This is a genomic window from Microbacterium aurantiacum, from assembly GCF_002872075.1.
GTDB lineage: Bacteria > Actinomycetota > Actinomycetes > Actinomycetales > Microbacteriaceae > Microbacterium > Microbacterium aurantiacum_A.
Genome location: NZ_PGGU01000026.1, coordinates 17,599 through 35,658, shown reverse-complemented (window position 1 = coordinate 35,658; position 18,060 = coordinate 17,599). Strand labels below are relative to the sequence as shown.

7 protein-coding genes are annotated in these 18,060 nt (G+C 68.7%); 4 read left to right on the top strand and 3 right to left on the bottom strand.

Features of this window, described 5'->3' with window-relative positions; genetic code table 11:
• The first annotated feature begins 428 nt into the window (after positions 1-428).
• On the top strand, positions 429-2,246 hold the full coding sequence (locus tag CUR96_RS16910; RefSeq protein WP_102194510.1) for a non-reducing end alpha-L-arabinofuranosidase family hydrolase: 1,818 nt from the start codon (positions 429-431) through the stop codon (positions 2,244-2,246).
• A gap of 116 nt (positions 2,247-2,362) precedes the next feature.
• Here the strand turns inward: CUR96_RS16910 and CUR96_RS16905 are convergent, their stop codons facing one another.
• From CUR96_RS16905 to CUR96_RS16895, 3 genes are read right to left on the bottom strand one after another with little or no spacing between them, the layout of a single operon-like run.
• Positions 2,363-2,785, bottom strand: a complete 423-nt coding sequence (locus CUR96_RS16905; RefSeq protein WP_102194509.1) for a hypothetical protein — start codon at positions 2,783-2,785, stop codon at positions 2,363-2,365.
• A gap of 45 nt (positions 2,786-2,830) precedes the next feature.
• Entirely contained in the window at positions 2,831-6,964 is a 4,134-nt protein-coding gene (locus CUR96_RS16900; protein ID WP_102194508.1) for a beta-L-arabinofuranosidase domain-containing protein, read from the bottom strand.
• 28 nt (positions 6,965-6,992) lie between these two features.
• Positions 6,993-9,713: a LamG-like jellyroll fold domain-containing protein gene (locus CUR96_RS16895; RefSeq protein ID WP_102194507.1), complete on the bottom strand. Its 2,721-nt coding sequence runs from the start codon at positions 9,711-9,713 to the stop codon at positions 6,993-6,995.
• Positions 9,714-9,933: 220 nt separating this feature from the next.
• Between CUR96_RS16895 and CUR96_RS16890 the strand changes: the two genes are divergently transcribed.
• From CUR96_RS16890 to CUR96_RS18505, 3 genes are all read left to right on the top strand, one after another.
• Positions 9,934-12,888, top strand: a complete 2,955-nt coding sequence (locus tag CUR96_RS16890) for an immunoglobulin-like domain-containing protein (protein ID WP_102194536.1) — start codon at positions 9,934-9,936, stop codon at positions 12,886-12,888.
• Positions 12,889-12,978: 90 nt separating this feature from the next.
• Complete coding sequence (locus CUR96_RS16885) at positions 12,979-15,882, top strand: immunoglobulin-like domain-containing protein (protein ID WP_102194506.1); 2,904 nt, start codon at positions 12,979-12,981, stop codon at positions 15,880-15,882.
• Positions 15,876-18,047, top strand: coding sequence for an RICIN domain-containing protein (locus CUR96_RS18505; protein WP_146008175.1), 2,172 nt, complete (start codon positions 15,876-15,878; stop codon positions 18,045-18,047). Before CUR96_RS16885 ends, CUR96_RS18505 begins: the two co-directional genes overlap by 7 nt.
• The last annotated feature ends 13 nt before the right edge of the window (positions 18,048-18,060 follow it).

Sequence of the window (18,060 nt, the reverse complement as noted above, 5' to 3'; positions counted from 1 at the left end):
GATCAGCCCCAGGCTGTCGGTTCGCTTCTCAGGCTTCGCGTGCGACCTCGGTCGGCATCGTCGCCTTCTTCGTGTTCCGTCTGTGGACCACGTTCCCGCCCTTATGTTAGCGGGAACAAGACGGGATTCCGCAAGCTTTATTTTCTCGCGACGGCGAGAATCCCGATTGTGGCGGCGTGATCGCAGGAGAGCCGGGCGAGTGAAGCGAGTGGAACCGCATCCTGTCGGCCACCGGCCACCGCGCCTCCCTGCGCGCCGGCACAGCGGTGCTGCCGATCGAAATCAATCGAAGCGCTTGCACTCTTTCGAAACGAGGGTTGTTCGCGGTAACATTCGGCAGCCGGTCCCTTCGGACGTCCAACGCACGCCAGCGATGGTGCCGGGCGCACGGCGAGCCGGACCAACAACATTCAGCGAAGGAGCTGTTCATGCATGTGAGACCGATGAACGTCCGATGGGTCGGTGCGACCGCGATCGCAGCCGCCCTGGTGGTGGCGAGCCTCGCCGTTCCGCCGTCGAGCGCCGAGGCCGGCGTCGTCGGCGCCGATCTGGTGAGCAACGGAGGGTTCGAAGACGGGGTCGCCCCCTGGACGGCTCCCGACGGCGGCGTCCTCTCCACCGACACTCAGCTCGCTGCCAGCGGCGCGGCAAGCCTGAAGGTGACCGAGCGGACGAGCACATCGTCCGGCCCCTGGCAGAACCTCGATGGAAAGCTCACGCCCGGTTCGTCGTACGACGTCTCGGCGGCGGTGCGCTTCGACTCCGGGCCGGACACCAAAGAGTTCATCGTCACGATGGCCTACAGCGATCGATACATCAACGTCGCTCGCGCAGTCGTGACGAAAGGGCAGTGGACGAACATCAAGAGCTCGTTCACGATCCCCGAAGACCAGGGCGTCACGGGGGCACGTCTCTTCATCGAGACGCCATGGGTGCCCGATCCTTCCGCAGAACCCGCATCGAACCTCTTGGACTTCCGCGTCGACGACGTCTCGTTGTTCGAGGTCAAGCCGTCGTTCGCGTGGTCGTCCAGCGATCCCGTGATCGTCCCGAAGCCCACCGCGGAGCATCCGTCGCTCGCCGTCAAGGACCCGACTGTCGTGTTCGCCGACGGCAAGTACCACGTGTTCATGACGACCGCCAGCCAGAACGGTTGGAGCATGGCCACCACCAGCTTCACGGACTGGTCCGAAGCTGCCGAAGCGCCGATCACGTATCTGGCGGAATCCCCCATCGGCAACGGTTACACCGCTGCCCCACAGGTGTTCTTCTTCGAGCCTCAGGGGCTGTGGTACCTCATCTACCAGGCAGGCGACCCGTTGTACTCCACGACGGCGAACATCGATGACCCGATGTCCTGGACAGCTCCCCGTTCGATGTACCCGAACGGCACTCCGACGGCCATCCAGGAGACCGGAGGATGGCTCGACTTCTTCAACATCTGCGACGAGGACCTCTGCCATCTCTTCGCCACCGGCGACAACGGCAGGCTCTGGCGCGCTCAGACGTCGATCGACGAGTTCCCCAATGGGTTCGGCGCGCCCGAACTCGAGCTCCTGGACACGACCGACAACATCTTCGAAGCCAGCATGACCTACAAGCTCGACGGCTCCGACAAGTACGTCACCATGATCGAGGCGATCGGACACCCCGGGCGTTACTTCAGCTCGTGGATCGCCGACGATCTGGCAGGTCCCTGGACGCCGCTCGCGGCCACCGAGGCGGACCCCTTCGCCGGCCCGGCGAACCGCACTTTCGAGAACGAGATCTGGTCGAAGGAACAGGTGTCGCATGGTGAGCTGATCCGTTCCGGATCCGATCAGAACCTCACCCTCGACCCGTGCGAACCGATGCGCTTCCTCTACCAGGGCATGTCGCACACGGCCGAGGCACCCGACTACCTCAGCCTGCCGTACAAGCTGGGTCTCCTCACGGCCGTCGGCGACAACCCCATCTCCGACATGTGCGTCGATGTCGAGTCGTCCGTGTCGCAGAAGAAGGTGGCCGGAAAGGTCAACCTCGTCGTGTCCGTGACGAACAACGACTCCTCCGCGGTGTCGCTGACCGTCACATCCGACTTCGGAACCAAGACGATCGCCGACCTCCTGCCGGGGAAGACGACCACTGTCGCGTTCAACACGCGCCTCGCGGAGAAGTCCAGCGGGACGATCTCCGTCGACGCCACGCAGAGCGGGCCGGCAGGACCGGTCTCGTACGAGCGCACGATCGAGTACACCGCAGGCTAGCGGCGGGTATCCGTCGTGCGGGTCAGGAATCCTCCCGACCCGCACGACGATCACTCACGAAGGGGCATCGAGTCACCACGACTCGATGCCCCTTCGAGTGGGAGGAGCTGCTCAGCTCAATTGCAGGCGCGGGCCGGGAACGACGCCTCGGTCTCCGTCGACACGGATTCACCGTCGACGGTCGCCGAGAACTCAGCGGATGCCGCTACCTCCGGCACGCTCACCTGTCGGGTCGTGAACGCGTGCACCGCGGTCGCTCCGGGGGCGACCGACGCGAAGGACTTGCTGCCGTACGGAGTCTCGAAGGCCACCGTGATCGGCACATCCTCCGCATTGGACGCGCGCACTGTGACGACCACCTTTCCGGTCACGCAGCGGGTACCTGCCGTCAGTTCGACGTCAAGTGTCGGCGCCGGCGCCTTCAGCGTTCCCAGGCGAGCGAGCTCCAGGCTGAGCGCTCGCTCGGGGGCGTCGATCTGGTTCTGCGTACCGACACCCCCTGCCGCCACCTCGCGCGCCTCCGCGAGCGCGTCGGCCATCGCCGCCCACGCCTCGACGGGGTAGTCCGCCGAGAGACCGTCGGTTCAACGGCAGGTCGCGGCCGGGTGGCTCACGGTCGTTCGCGTGACGACCAGCCGGCCGCCGATCTCGGCGGAAGCCTCGACCGCGACCTCGCCGGCCGTGATCGACGGCTGACGGGTGGCGATCGACGCCGAACCGGTCCCGCCGGCGGAGACACGCAGCCGGGTGCTGCCGAACGCCGTGCTGATCACGGCGTTCACCGGGGCGTCCGCCCCGTTGCGCACCTTCACCACGATCACGGCCTTGCCCGCGACGCAGCGCACCGAGGCATCCGACGTCACAGCGAGTTCGGACTCGCGGACGATGCTGATCCCGTACTCGGCCGTGGTGACATGGTCCTGTGCCGTCGCCCTCACGGCGACGACGGTCGGGGCTTCGCCCGGTGCCACCGCCACCGTGCGCGGCAGGGCGTCGTCGATCAGGATCCCGTCGACGTGCACGAGCCCGCTCGGACCGGCCGGCGCCAGCGTCAGCGCCACCTCGGTCGCATCCCTCGGCACGGTGACCGTGTAATCGGTCACCCCCGCGGCGAGCGCAGGGCTGAGCACTCCGCCGTCGACGGTGAGGGCCGAGAGCCCGGCATCCGTCGAATAGTGGTCGACCGCCGAGGTGTACACCCCGAAGACGCCGCCGACGAGGCTCGTCCCGTTGCTCTGGAACCGGACGGTGACGACGGGAATGCGCTGCCCGCCGGCATCCAGCACGTACTGGCCGTTCTGATCGCGCTTGTAGCTGTCCTTCGCCGCGATGCCGTCGAGCACCTCCTGCGGGATCCGGTCGTACTGGATGTACCAGTCCCGCGCGCCGTGCGCGTCGGTGATCCGCTCATGCTTGAGCAGGACGTCGTTGAGGTAGACGTCGAAGGTGCGCCCCACGTCGCCGCCGTAGTAGCGGACGCCGAGGTGGTTCGCCGCCAGCGCGGGGTCGACGATCATGTCGTACTGGAAGAAGGCGTCGGCCGCGCGCTGCGCGTCGCGATACGGCTGACCGTTGAAGACGCCGACCGACGACTTGTTGTAGCGGTGGTTCTTGTCGGCCTCGCTGTTGTTGTTGTCGAAAGACGTCAGCGCGTCGGTCGTCGTCTCGTCGATGCGCAGCTGCTGCTTCTCCCTCAGGATCAGCGCCTGCGCCTCAGCCGAGTCCGGCTGCACGAGCGTCATGTAGGTCGCGTAGCGCGCACCGTAGAGGCTGTAATACGGCTCGAAGGTGAGGGCGGATGCCGCGGGGTCGACCCCGTGCAGGGCGAAGCGCATCGTGGTGAGACCGTTCCCGTTCACGCCGTCGGCGAGGCGCTCGACGTTCTGCGCGGCGGCGGCCTTCCAGGCGGCGGCGTCATCGACGACGACGTTCGCATTCAGCGACTTGTCGGCCACGCCCATCTGCACGAGCACCCCGGCGGTGTAGCTCGCCTCGACGTTCGCGCGGCTGAGCTCGGCGCCCAGCAGCACCGGGCCGTACTTGAACGCGACCCAGTTCGCATTCTCAGTGCCGTCATCCACGGTGACCTGCGCTGGCAGCGTGTAGGTGAGCTCGTCTCCGGCCGCCACTTCCAGCACGATGTAGCCGTCGACGGCGGCGACATCGGCCGGCGCGCCGTTCACCGTGAGGGTGGGAGCGGATGCCGCCCACGACGGCACGCGGAGGCGCAGCAGCGTGCCCTCGGCGACGGATCCGCCGTCGAGGGCGCCGATGGAGATGCGCACCAGCGGATCGGCGGGCACGTTCGCGACCTGCGTCACGCCCAGGTTGTGCGCCGGGGCGCGGAACTCCGAGCTGTAGAACTGGTTGAGCCACACCCCGTCGGCGTCGGTGAAGTACATCGAGTCGCCGAGCTTCGTGAAGCTCTCGATGCCGGTGCCGTGGTCGCACCAGAACTGGTCGAGCGGCGTGCCGAAGACCTTGGCGTAGCCGGCCGTCTGCGGCTGGAAGTAGGTGACCATCCCGGTGTCGGGGTTCTGCGAGGCGAGGATCGTGTTGATGAACGTCGACTCGTAGTAGTCGGCGTACTTCACCTGCGGATCCACGGCGAACAGCGCGTGGGTGAGCTTGAGCATGTTGTACTCGTTGCATCCCTCGGCCGTGGAGTTCTCGCCGTAGCCCGTGGTGACGCCGTTGGTGGCGTGCGCGTAGAGGCTGTCCGCGCCGTGGAAGTGCTCGGACTGACTGTTCGCTCCGTTGGCGTAGGTATGGTCGTCGACCACGATCTGCCAGAAGTTCTTCGCCGCTGCGAGATACATCGGCAGCGCCACCTTCTCGGCGTCGCTCAGCGTCTCGTACAGGGCCGCGTCACTCGTGAACAGCGTGTATCGCTTCAGCGCGCCGATCAGCTTCGGGATCGTCGTGTTCGCGTGCAGGCCGTTGAGCACGTCCTGCCCGTTCGCGAGCTTCTGGAACAGCGCGACCTCGTCGAAGTACTCGGCCGCCCGCTTGTGCGCCGGGTCGCGGGTGAGCTCGTACAGCTCGTAGAGCGCCTCGTTCATTCCGCCGTACTCGGTGTTGAGGATCGTGGCGGGGTTGGGGAGGGAGGCCGCGTAGTCGCGCACCCAGGTGCCGAATCCGGATGCCACGGACAGCGCGTCAGCGCCGAGCGCCTCCGGCGCGTACTGGTGTGCGTCGATGAGTCCGGCGAGCACTTTGTGCAGGTTGTAGAACGGCACGAGCAGGCCGTCCTGGCCGCTGGGCAGTGCGCTCATCGGGAAGGGCGCCATGAAGCCGGCGCTCTCGGGATGAGCGGCCGCCCAGGCATCCTGGCACCGCTTCAGTCCTTCGACCCCCGCGGTGAGCTTGGCGAGGAGCTGCGCCTTGACTCCGGCATCCGTCGTCGTCGCATACGCCTGCGCGAGTGCCGAGAGATAGTGCCCGAAGAAGTGGCCGGAGAAGCGTGTGCCGCTGGTGCGCTCCCAGCCGCCGTAACCGGCGGCCGTGGTCGGGGTGAGGCCGGCCTGCTGATACCACGAGTAGAGGAACTTCTCCGGATCGAGGCTGAGCAGATAGTCGATCGTCTTGCCGTTGGCGTTGACCAGATAGTCGTCGGTGAGCGCCAGGTTCTCGAGCCCCGCATCGAGGAGGTATTCGGATGCTCCGGCGGCGGGGGCGACGGTCACGGCGAACTCCCGCGTGACGGGCGCGCTCGCGCCGTAGGTGGCCGAGGCGGTCAGCGTGGCCGTGCGCTCCTCCTCGGCCGGGACGGTCACATGGGCGACGGCGCCGTCGACCTCGATGAGGTCGGTGTCGGACGAGCTCCAGGCGACGGCGCTGCCGCTCGCACCCTCGATCGGCAGCGGGAAGTCGACGCTGACCGTGGTCGGCAGCGTCAGCGCGGCGAGATCGGCGCCGGCGACGGAGGCGGGATCGAAGTCGGCGGTGCCGCGCTGCGTCAGCGCGACGACGTCGTCGATCGTGGCCACGCCGTCGTACACCGCGTAGTCATCGAGCAGGCCTTTCAGATGCGCCCCGTTGTACTGCGGTCCGTTGTAGCCGATCGTCTTCACGGTGGTGCTCTCGGAGCCCAGCACGCCGCTCGCGGCGGCACTGACCGGGTACTTCACGGAGGACACCTGACGTACGCCGTTGCGGTAGAACGTCACCGCTTTGCTCTCGTGGTCGTAGGAGGCGACGATGTGCGTCCACTGGCCCGCCGGGAAGAAGGTCGAGCGGGTGCCCTCGACCGCGACCTTGTACGGCTGGCCCGAGGACGGTCCGATGGAGAGCGCGAGGGGCGTGGTGTCGTTCTCGCTGGTGAGGTACCAGCCGTCCGAGTTGTAGGCTGCCTTGTTCCAGGAGAACACCTGCTCCCCCGTCATTGGCGCAGTCGGGTTGTACCAGAACGAAACGGTGAGGTTCTGCGGCTGCAGGTAGGCACCGGTGCCGAGGCGCAGCGCCGTGGACCCGTCGAACGCGAACGCCTGCCCGCGGATGCCGGCCGCGTACGCCGCCGATCCCTTCTGCAGGCCGATGGCGGCTCCGCGCGGGCTGGTGTCGGTCAGCGCGCCGTCGAAACCGAGCTCGAGGACTTTGGACGATTCGATGCTGATCTCCTCTGCGGCGTTGGCTGCGGGCACGGAGCCGACGACGAGAGCACCGCCGACCAGGCATGCGATGGTAGCGGATGCCGCGAGGCGGGTTCTCCGTGACATGGTGATGCTCCTCGTTCGGGCTGGCGGCTCAGCGGGCGCAGGTTCGCGCCGCGTACTCGGCGACGGCGGTGGCGGTGCGGGTGGCTCCGTCGATCACGGCGGATGCCGTCACGGTGACCTGCCCTGCTTCGACGGCGCCCAGGCGGGTGCTCGTCGTGCGGCTGATCGACTTCCCTGCGGCGAGTGTTCCGGCATCGGCCACGCCGAATACGGTGTCGACCCTCAGTGCGACGGGCGTCGTCCCGGCGTTCTGGACCTCGGTGACGAGCACGACCTTACCGGCCACGCAGCGGGTGGTCGCGGTCGCGGTGATGGCCGGCGTCGCGGCATCCGTCACGGTGACCTGCGCGGTGACGGTGAGCGCCCCGCTGCGGGCGAGCACTCTATCGGGGGCGTTCCACGCGGTCGAGCCGCCGGCACCGGTCCACGAGTCGAGGTTGCCGCCGATCGTCTGCACGACGCCGGCGACCGGATAGACCCCCGGAGCGGACAGGTCGACGGACGAGGTGTCCCACGAGACCGGCTGCGAGGCGGTTCCTCGGCCGTAGGCGAGCGTGACATCGGCCTGCTGCGGAAGCGCGGCGACGAGATCGCCCGTACCGGCGCCCGCCTCGACCTCGACCGCCCCGAGATCCGCCGTGACGACGGAGACGGCATCCGCGGCGCGCACCCGGTCGTACTCGCCCTTGGTCAGCGAGACGATGCCGCCGTGCTTTGTGTGCGGGGCCATCGAGAACGAGGGATCGTTCAGCTGGGTCCACCCGGCGTCGAGGTCTGCAGTGACCATGGGCCGGTATCCGGTGCTCGGGATCACGTCGACGTACAGGTACCACTTCTCGTCGCTGTGGCTCTTGAAGACGGCCGGCCCCTCGACTCCGCCGGCGTTTCCGCCCGCCCACGCCGCGCCGATCTCGGTCTGCAGAGTCGTCCAGGAGGTGCCCTGCTCCCACCACCGCTCGGCCGTGGTGGACTCCATGTAGATGCCCTTGCCCAGGCCGTTGTCCTTGGTGACGCGGTAGGTCGTGCCCTCGTCCTGGATCATCGTCGTATCGATTGTGTTGGCGCCCGTGTTGACGAAGTCGCCGCCGTACGAATAGGTGTCCTGGGAGAAGTCGGTGGTGGCGCCCCAGAGCACCCGGTTGTAGCTCGGACCGGTGTGCGCGGCATCCGCGTACACGTTCGACGACCAGTACATGACGAATGCGCCGCGACCGTCCGGGTGGTAGTCGTCGACCCACAGCGCTTCGGGAGCCCACGCCATGCCGAGCTCGGCAACCTGGGTGCCGCTGCTGTCGAGCGCGGTGTCGAAGGTGCGCGGCTCGCCCCAGTTCACCAGGTCGTCGGATTCCCAGACGACCAGGTCGGTGCTGCCCTTGGTCGTCCAATGGCACCAGCTGGTGCACGAACCGGAGCCTGCGTCGCCGCCGAACACCCGCAGGTCGGTGGCGATGATGTAGTACCGGCCGGTCTCGGGGTTGCGCGTGAGGAACGGATCGCGCACGCCGGTGGTGCCCAGCTGCGAGGCGAGGATCGGCTTGCCGCTGTTGAGCGGGTCCCACTTCTCGGGGTCATCGCCGCGCGAGACATCGAGGTAGATCTTCTCGGCGTAGCCGGCGGCATCCTCGATGAAGTGCACCATGAGGTACCCGTAGTCGTCTGCTTCGGCCGCCGCGGGCCGGATCGTCACGGGAATCCCTCTCGTCGCAGTGACTCCGCGCACCGTCGCGGTCGCGGTGAGGGTGGTCTCCACTGCCCCGGACCCCGCCGCCGGCTGCGTCACCGTGGCTGAGCGCCCGTCGGCGCCGATCACGATGTCCTCGCTCGCCGACGTCCAGGTGACGGCAGCGGAGGTCGATCCCGGCAGCGTGACATGCGCGTCGTCCAGATCGAACGAGGCGAGCGAGTCGACGGCGGCCTGCGCTGCGGTCTGCATCTCGTCGGCGTGCGCTGCGGCGTCTGCGATCGACACGTCGGCGACCTCTTCCTGGGTCAGGGCCCGGTCGTACACCCGGAATGCGGCGACTTCGCCTTTGTAGAGCGGGTCGGGGTACGGCGCACGGCCGATGGTGTTCATGGTCTGCGCGGCGATGGAGCCGGGCGTGAGCGTCGTGGGTGCGCTGCCGGCGCGTACGCCGTCGATGTAGAAGGTGATGACGTCGGCGGCGCCGTCGATCACACTGGTCACGCTGTACCAGCGGTCAGGGGTGAGCGGCGCGGGGCCGCGCGCGTTCACCTCTGCGCCACCGCCGCCCGTGGTGATCGCGGTGCGCGCGGTGTCCTTCAGCGAGGCGAACCAGTACTGCGAGGTGCCCTCGCTGCCGACGTTCCAGAGGAAGTGCCAGGCGGAAGCCATCGACGCATCGAACTTCGTCTCGACCGTGATCGTGGCCGATTCCTCGCCGGCGAGCAGGCTGTCGGGCAGCCGCACCCAGTCGCCGGTGCCACCCTTATCACCGCCGGTGAGCACGAGAGACGATCCGGTCCAGTGCGCATCGGTGCCGTTGACGACGGTGGCGGCGCCGACTGCGCTGCCTGCGGTGTTCGGGACGGCGGTTCCGGCGTTCTGCGAGAACAGGTACTCGGCGACGAGTCCGGTGCGCGGGGCAGTGATCACTGCTCCGGACGCACCCGTCGGACCGATCAGCCCGGGAGCGATGGCGGCGGCGAGCGCGACCGCGCCGGCGCCACGCAGAGACAGCCGGCGGCGTCGCCGCGCCGGCGACGCAGAGAGGGGAGGGGGCTTCGCCATCGAGGACTCCTGAATGCAGCGGCAACACTCGCTGTTACCGGTAACCAGGAACCGTAGCACAGCCCCGTCGCGTCTCGCGAGGGTTTGTTTCTGCAATCTTCACCGACGAAAAACTCCTATGTTTCCGCCATTGTGTCCGGTAACATTCACGTACCCCGGGCAATGGATCGCACGACCCCACCACGTGCGGCCGACCGTCAACGATGACAAGGACTTCCGCATGAGATCACCCGAATCCCCCTCTCGACGGCTGCTCGCTGCCGGGATCAGCGTCGGTCTGGCCGCCTCGCTGTGCACCCTCGCCCCGGCCGCGTCGGCGGCCGATGTCCCCGCGCCGACCGCGCACTACGACATGTCCCACACGGGCAGCACTCTGCTCGACGTCTCCGGCAACGGTCGCGACGCGACGCTCACCGGATTGACGGACTCCTCGTTCACCGACGCCGATGGCGATGCGGTGCTGCGCTTCAAGCGGGACGGGTACGCAGCGCTGCCGCAGGGTCTCGTGACCGGCACGGACAACGCCTTCACCGTGGAGTACACCGTGTCGGCATCGACGTCGGGTAACCAGTTCGGCTGGGTCATCGGAGACGGCGTCGGAGCGTGGAACACCACCGCACTCGGCAACCACGTGTTCGTGAACCCGCGGTCTGCAGAAGGCTCGTACAACGGCCAGGTGCTCTCCGGCATCCGGGTCAAGACCGGTTCGAGCAACGGCGAGGTGCGTGTTCCTGCCGGCGGGGGCCTGAACCCCGGATTCTCCACGATCACGATGGTCGGAAGCGGCGACCGGATCACCCTCTACCGCGACGGCCAGCAGATCTCGACGGTGACGCACGCCTACAGCCTCTCCTCGATCGTCCCGGCCGGCAGTACCCTCGGCTACCTCGGCCGCTCCCTCTACGCACCCGACCCGCTGCTGCAGGCGGATGTCACCGATGTGCGCTTCTGGGACACCTCGCTGACCCCCGAACAGGTGACGGCGAGCATGCCCAGCGCCGAGCGGAAGGCCGCCAGCACGGACGCCCTGCTGCGACTGGATCTGCCGGCCGTCGTGCGGGGAGAGAACGCCTCGCTGGATGCGGTCCGCAGCGACCTCGTGCTGCCCGCGTCGTCGAACGGCATCACGCTCACCTGGTCGAGCTCGGACCCGTCCGTCATCTCGGCCACCGGAAAAGTCTCCCGGACCGTCTCCTCCGACACGCCCGTGCAGCTCACGGCGACCACGTCGCTCGGCACCAGCATCCAGCTGACGGCCGTCGTCATCGCGCCATCGGCATCCGCCGACCTCGATGCCATCGCCCTCGCGTCGCGCACGACCGAGAATCTCCCGCTGGTCACCACCGGATCCGTGGACGGCTCGCAGATCACCTGGACCTCGTCGGACGCCGCGCTGGTCTCCCCCACCGACCCCGGCTACACGGCCCCGGCCGCCGGGATGTCCGACCCGTACCGCGGAGGCGGGATTGTCAGCCGACCGGCATACGGCACCGGAGATCGCACCGTGACCCTCACCGCCCACGCGACGGCGGGCGGCACGACGCTCGAACGCGAGTTCACGGTCGCGGTCGCCGAGCGCGCCCGCACGGCCCCGGATGCCGGGTACGCGGCCGCGTACTTCCGCTCCGACTCCGACGAGAAGATCTACCAGGCGGCGACGAGCGGCAACGACTTCTTCACCTTCTCGCCCGTCAACGTCGGCGCTCCAGTGATCACCTCGACCACCGACACCCGGGGACTCCGCGACCCGTACATCCTGCGCTCCCACGACGGCGACAAGTACTACATGATCGCGACCGACCTCTGCATCGGCTGCGGGACCGGGTGGGGACCGGCGCAGTCCGAGGGCAGTCTCAAGGTGGAGGTCTGGGAATCCACCGACCTCGTGCACTGGGATCGGACCAACGGCGAGAACGCCGGCATCACGATCAACCAGCCGGAGGCCGGGATGACCTGGGCGCCCGAGGCCTACTGGGACGACGACCTGCAGTCGTACGTCGTCTTCTTCGCCTCGCGTCTGTACTCCGATGCCTCGCACACGAACTCCGACAATCTGCATGCGCGGATGTTCGCCGTGCTGACGCGCGATTTCCAGACCTTCACCTCTCCGCCGGCGACGTGGCAGGACACCGGGTTCGCCCGCATCGACTCGACCGTCACCAAGATCGGCGAGTACTACTACCGGTTCACCAAGAACGAGGACGGCGGAGCAGCCGGGCCCCTCGAGGCAGGCAAGGACATCTTCCTGGAGCGGTCGAAGGTGCTGACCGCGCCGACCACGACCTCGAACTGGAACGCGGATCCCGCTCAGACCTGGCAGCTCACCGACACCCGGATGACGGGGCTCGAGACCGGGCAGGCCGGCGAAGGCCCGGAGATCGTCAAACTGAACGCCGGCGACCCGAGCAATGCCGACGGCGACGGCTACGTCTTCCTCGTCGACAACTACGGCGCCGGGGGCTACCGGGCATTCGTGACCACCGGCGACGAGATCGCATCGAGCACGCAGGCCGATCGGCTCTCGAAGCGTCCGGAGTGGAACGTGCGCCCGGCCGGCGGACTTCCCGCGAGCCCGCGCCACGGGGCATTCGTGAGCGTGCCGCAGACGGTGCTCACCGCGATGCACGACTGGACCTCGATCACGGCCGTCGCCTCGGCGACGGAGCTCATGGTGAGCGGCCGCGAGGCCACAGCCGCCGTGACGGCGGCAGACGGCGGCGAGGTCGTCGGCACGGTCACGTTCTCCGGTGACGGCTGGACGGAGTCCGCGACGCTCGCGGATGCGGCGGCGACCGTCACCGTGCCCGCCGGCGTGAGCTCGGTGACCGTCACCTACGACGGATACGCCGACGGCGCCGTCGCGGCCTCGACGTCGACCGTCGAGACCGTGGCCGGCGACCTCGACCTCACCGCCTCGGCCGCGCTGCGCTGCGTGGCCGGCAAGGCCCAGGTCGTCGTCACCGTGCGCAACCTCGACACCGTGCGCGCCGAAACCGTGATCAGCACCCCGTACGGCACGAAGCCCGTCACCATCGCCGCGGGAGCTGCGGCCTCGACGTCGTTCCCGACCCGGCTCGCGTCGATCACCGGCGGCACGGCGACCGTGACCGGCACCGCCGCCGACGGCCAGCGCTACGCAGGCTCCGCGGCGATCCCGCCGGGCGCCTGCGGCTGAACCGATCGGGCGCATCCGTCGTCTGACGGATGCGCCCGCCGGGCGGTGCGACCGCCGGACCCCGAACACCCAGACAGATCAGAGGAGATCATGAACGGCATCTTCAGTCAGCGCGTGCGCAGAGCAGCGGCCCTCACCGCCGCCGCCGCGACGGTCATCGCTATCGGCGTGACGACGTCACCGTCTGCGACCTTCGCCGCCGACGGCCCCACCCCGCTCATCCACTACACCTTCGACGCCGCCGCAAGCGGCATCGTGGCCGATGCGTCGGGCAACGGCAATGACGGCGTCATCCGGCAGAGCGGGGCCTCCGTCGCGGACGGCCGGCTGTCGCTGCCCGGTGGCACACGTGGCACCGCCGGGTATCTGGAGATCCCGACGGCACAGCTCACCGGGAAGCAGCAGCTGACGGTGTCGACGTGGCTCTCCGGTCGCTCAGGACCGGGCAACACGGCGGCGGCCTTCATCGGCGCCCCGGTCGCCTCCGGCGCGTCGTACTCCAGCGGGTACTGGCTGCTCAACCCCGCGAACCCGAGCGGATACGTGAAGTCGGTCGTCACCGGCACCGTGAACGCGGGCGCCCCCTGGGGCACCGAGGTCGGCCCCGGCTCCACGAACGCGGCCACCTCCGGCATCCGCACACCGTCGACGATGTCGCTCTACACGACCGTCATCGACGGAGCGAGCAAGCAGCTCACCGTCTACGTGAACGGCACGCAGATCGCACAGCAGGCGCTGAACCGCGACGTGTCGTCGTTCGGATCGCAGCTGGTGTCGTACCTCGGCCGATCGACCTACAACGACCCGGGCTGGGCCGGCGACGTCGACGACTTCGCGGTGTACGGCGAAGCGCTCAGCGCGGCCGCCGTGCAGCAGGTGTTCGCCGATCAGGCGCTCGAGCGCGCGGTCGCCGCTGTGACGGTGCCGGCCACGGCCGATGCGAGCTTCACCGTGCCGACGAGTGCGAGCGGCGCGGCGATCTCCTGGGCATCCGACGATGCGGCGGTCACGATCACCGGCGGCGACGCCGTGGTCGTCCGGCCCGCAGCAGGCTCGGCTGATGCGGTGGTCACCCTCACCGCGACCTTCACCGCCGGCGGGGCGAGCACGACCCGCACCTACACGGTCACGGTGCCCGCTCAGCTCACGGATGCGGCCAAGGCCCAGGCCGACATCGACGCCGTCGACCTCGGTGCGACCGATGACATCCGCACCAGCATCGCCGTCCCCACGGCGGGAGCGCACGGATCGGTGCTGACCTGGTCGGTCGCCTCTGGGTCCGCGAACGCGGAGATCCGCGACGGAGTCAAGGCGGGCTCGGCGACGGTCTCGATCACCCGTCCGGCAGCGGATGCCGCAGCCGTCGACGTGATCCTCACGGCCACGGCGACCAGTGGCGCAGCGACTGCCGACCGCGAGTTCACGCTGACGGTGCGCCCGATGCCCGCAGCATCCGCCGACCCGGAGGCCTATGTGTGGGCCTTCTTCACGGGAGAGGGCGCCGGCGCCGAACGCGTCAGCCTCGCCGCATCCCAGGGGAACGACGCGCTCCGCTGGAACACCCTGAACGACGGCGAGCCGATCTTCACGTCCACGCAGGGCACTCAGGGCCTGCGCGACCCGTTCATCATCCGCTCGCACGAGGGCGACAAGTTCTACATGCTCGCCACCGACCTCAAGGTCGCTGGCCTCCCCGGCGGCTTCACGACGGCGCAGATCTCGGGCTCACGCTCGATCGAGGTGTGGGAGTCGACCGACCTCGTGAACTGGTCGGCGCAGCGTCACGTGCAGGTCTCGTCTCCGTTCGCGGGGAACACCTGGGCGCCCGAGGCGTACTGGGATGACGAGATCGGCCGCTACGTCGTGTTCTGGGCGTCGAACCTGTACGACACCGCCGACCCGGCCGCTCGCACCGCCGTCACCTACAACCGCATGATGTACGTGACGACCGACGACTTCGTGACGTTCTCGGATCCGCAGGTCTGGACGGATGTCAAGCGCGGCACCGGTCTCGGCGTGATCGACTCGACCGTGGCCGAGGTGGATGACACGTACTACCGGTTCACGAAGGACGAGGCGTCGATGACCCTCCGCCTGGAGAAGTCGACGGATCTTCTCGACACGATCACCGGTTCCTTGCCGGGCACGACCGGCCCCGCCGACGAGTGGACGCTGATCAAGGACGAGGTTGCCACCGGCCTGCCCAACGGCGAACCGGGCGGCACCTACACCCACGGCGAGGGGCCGAGCGTGTTCCCGTCGAACCCCGGAGATGTGAACGGCTTCGACTGGTACCTGTTCATCGACCAGCCGTCGTACCACGGCGGGCCGAACCACTACATCCCGTTCGGCTCGACCGACATCACCGACGGCGACTCGTGGCAGCCGCTGGGCGCGACGCTGCGTGCGAACCTGCCGCAGAACAGCGATGGCGGCAAGCCGCGTCACGGCACGGTGCTCCCGGTGACCCGCGCGGAGTACCAGACGGTGCTCGAGGCGTACGCCCCGGCGATCGCCGTCGAACAGGTCGAACCGATCGCGGTCTCGACGCGGGCAGGCACCGCACCGGTGCTGCCGAACGCGCAGCTGACCACCGCCGACGGCGCGGTCAAGACCGCATCCGTCTCCTGGGAGGGCGTGGACCCGGCGGACTATGCGAACGCCGGCACGTTCACCGTGAGCGGGGTGGCCCAGGACGAATCGCGGATGCCGGTGACGGCGACCGTCACGGTGACGCCGGGGATCGGCGTCGAGGCGTCGACGCGGTGCGTGGCCGGCAAGGCCGTCGTCATCGCGAAGGTGACGAACGAGTCGTCGCAGTCGGCATCGGTCGTGGTCGCGTCGCCTTACGGCACGCGCACGCTGACCGTGGCGGGCGGCGCCAGCGCCTCGGCGTCCTTCTCCTCCCGTCTCGCCATGGCACCCGCCGGCGAGATCTCCGGCACCGTCGACGGTGCCGTCTCGACCGCGACCTACGGAGGCCGCTCATGCTGAAACCCGTCCGCACCGCGCTGCATCTCGCCCTGACCGCGGTCATAGCGCTCGGCGCCCTGGGCGCCGCCGGGATCGCGCAGGCGCCGGCGGCTCAGGCCGTCGGTGAGGACACGTTCACCAATCCGCTCGCCCCGGACACGGCCGATCCGACGATCGAGTTCCACGACGGCAACTACTACATGGTGGCCACGACGTGGGACAACAGGGTGGTGATGCGAAAGGCGCCGACCCTCGCCGCGCTCGGCACCACCAAACCGTTGACGGTGTACTCCGACACCAACGCGGGTCGCAACGGCAACATGTGGGCGCCCGAGTTGAAGCGGCTCGACGGACCGAACGGTGCGCGCTGGTACCTGATGTACACGATGGGCGTCGCGGGCAACTACGGAACCCAGCATCTGCAGGTCATCGAGAGCGCCGCCGACGATCCCATGGGTCCGTACACGTACAAAGGCCGGCCGATCCCGACCGACGACTGGAACATCGACGGCGCCTATATGGAACTGAACGGCGAGCTCTTCGTGCTCTGGTCGGCGTTCGCCCCGGACGGGTTGCAGAGCAACTACATCGCCCGGATGTCGGACCCGTGGACCGCGACCGGACCGCTCAACATCCTGTCGCAGCCGGTCGAGGCGTGGGAGACGATCGGGCAGCCCGTGAACGAGGGGCCGATCCCGTTGCAGAAGGACGGACGCACCTGGGTCACCTACTCGGCGAGCTTCTGCGGCACCGAGGACTACCAGCTCGGCACGCTCGAGTACCTCGGTGGCGATCCGGTGCTGGCGTCGTCGTGGCAGAAGAGCGACGGCCCGGTCTTCTCGAAGGCCAATGGCGCCTTCGGCACCGGCCACAACGACTTCTTCTTCTCACCGGATGGCACCGAGACGTGGAATCTGTACCACGCCAACGCTCGCGCGAACGGCGGATGCAGCCGCGAGCGCTCGGCGCGTGCGCAGGAGGTGAACTGGGATGCGGCGGGCGAGCCCGACTTCGGCATCCCGCAGGCCACCACCACCGCGGTCAACGTGCCGAGCGGCGAGAACGCGCCGATCACCGCTCAGGTCGAGGGGGCGCGCTGGAACCTCGTCAACCGCGGCACCGGCCAGTGCGCCACGGTGGGATCGGATGCCGATGGAGCGGCGCTCATGCCCGGAGACTGCTCCTCGTCGCGGTCGCGCTTCGTGCTCGACTCGACCGGCGACGGATATCTGAGGATCGTCGGGGCGCTGAGCGGGAAGGCGCTGGGGCCCGTCGACTGTTCGGCAGCCGACGGCGCAGGACTCGAGCAGTCGCCGTTCCTGACGGCCGGTTGCCAGCAGTGGACCGTGGCCGCGACGACGGCCGGATGGTCGACGCTGACGAACCGCACGAGCGGCAAGGTGCTCGCGGCGGGCGTCGGCGGGATCGTGCAGTCGGCGCCGAACGCCTCTGCCGCACAGGACTGGGCGCTGCGCCCGGCCGGCGCGGTCGCGGTGACCTCGATCGTGTCGGGCAAGGCGTTCGAAGTGCCGAGCTGCTCGAGCGCCGACGGGGCGATCCTGCAGCAGCGCGAGTACACCGGCGTGGCATGTCAGAGCGTCACGTTCACAGCCGCACCGAACGGCGAATCCGAGATGCATCTCGGATCGGCGCCGGAGAAGTGCCTCGCCGTGAGCGGGGGCTCGGCTGCCGACTCGGTCGCCGTCACCCAGGGCGCGTGCGGTATCGCGGGCAGCACGTGGCGGGTGCTGGTGTCGGGCGACGGTGTCGTCGAGTTCCGCAACGGCACGAGCGGCAAGGCGCTGGACCTCTCGTTCTGCGCTGTGGCCGACGGTACCCGCGTGCATCAGTACAGCGTGCTGAACAACGACTGCCAGCGGTTCCGCCTGTCGTCGGTCGCGGCCGACCCTGCCGCCATCGCGGTGGAGGCGTCTGCGGCGACGCGTTGTGTGGCCGGCAAGGCGGTCGTGGTCACGACGGTGAACAGCACGGATGCGATCGCGCTCGACGTCACTGCGGCGAGCGCCTACGGCTCGAAGTCGTTCGCTCTCGCGGGCGGCGAATCCCGCAGTGCGTCGTTCAACAGCCGGGTGGCCTCACTGTCCGCCGGGTCGGTGCAGGTGACGGCGACGGGGCCGACCGGGTCGGTGACGCTGTCGGCCGCTTACCCCGCGAAGGGCTGCTGAGTTCGCGGAAGGC

What these genes read in the sequence shown, in the direction of transcription:
- CUR96_RS16905 (WP_102194509.1), bottom strand. Translation starts at nt 2,785, where the DNA reads ATGGCCGACGCGCTCGCGGAGGCGCGCGAGGTGGCGGCAGGGGGTGTC.
- CUR96_RS16895 (WP_102194507.1), bottom strand. Translation starts at nt 9,713, where the DNA reads ATGGCGAAGCCCCCTCCCCTCTCTGCGTCGCCGGCGCGGCGACGCCGC.
- CUR96_RS16890 (WP_102194536.1), top strand. Translation starts at nt 9,934, where the DNA reads ATGAGATCACCCGAATCCCCCTCTCGACGGCTGCTCGCTGCCGGGATC.
- CUR96_RS16900 (WP_102194508.1), bottom strand. Translation starts at nt 6,964, where the DNA reads ATGTCACGGAGAACCCGCCTCGCGGCATCCGCTACCATCGCATGCCTG.
- CUR96_RS18505 (WP_146008175.1), top strand. Translation starts at nt 15,876, where the DNA reads ATGCTGAAACCCGTCCGCACCGCGCTGCATCTCGCCCTGACCGCGGTC.
- CUR96_RS16885 (WP_102194506.1), top strand. Translation starts at nt 12,979, where the DNA reads ATGAACGGCATCTTCAGTCAGCGCGTGCGCAGAGCAGCGGCCCTCACC.
- CUR96_RS16910 (WP_102194510.1), top strand. Translation starts at nt 429, where the DNA reads ATGCATGTGAGACCGATGAACGTCCGATGGGTCGGTGCGACCGCGATC.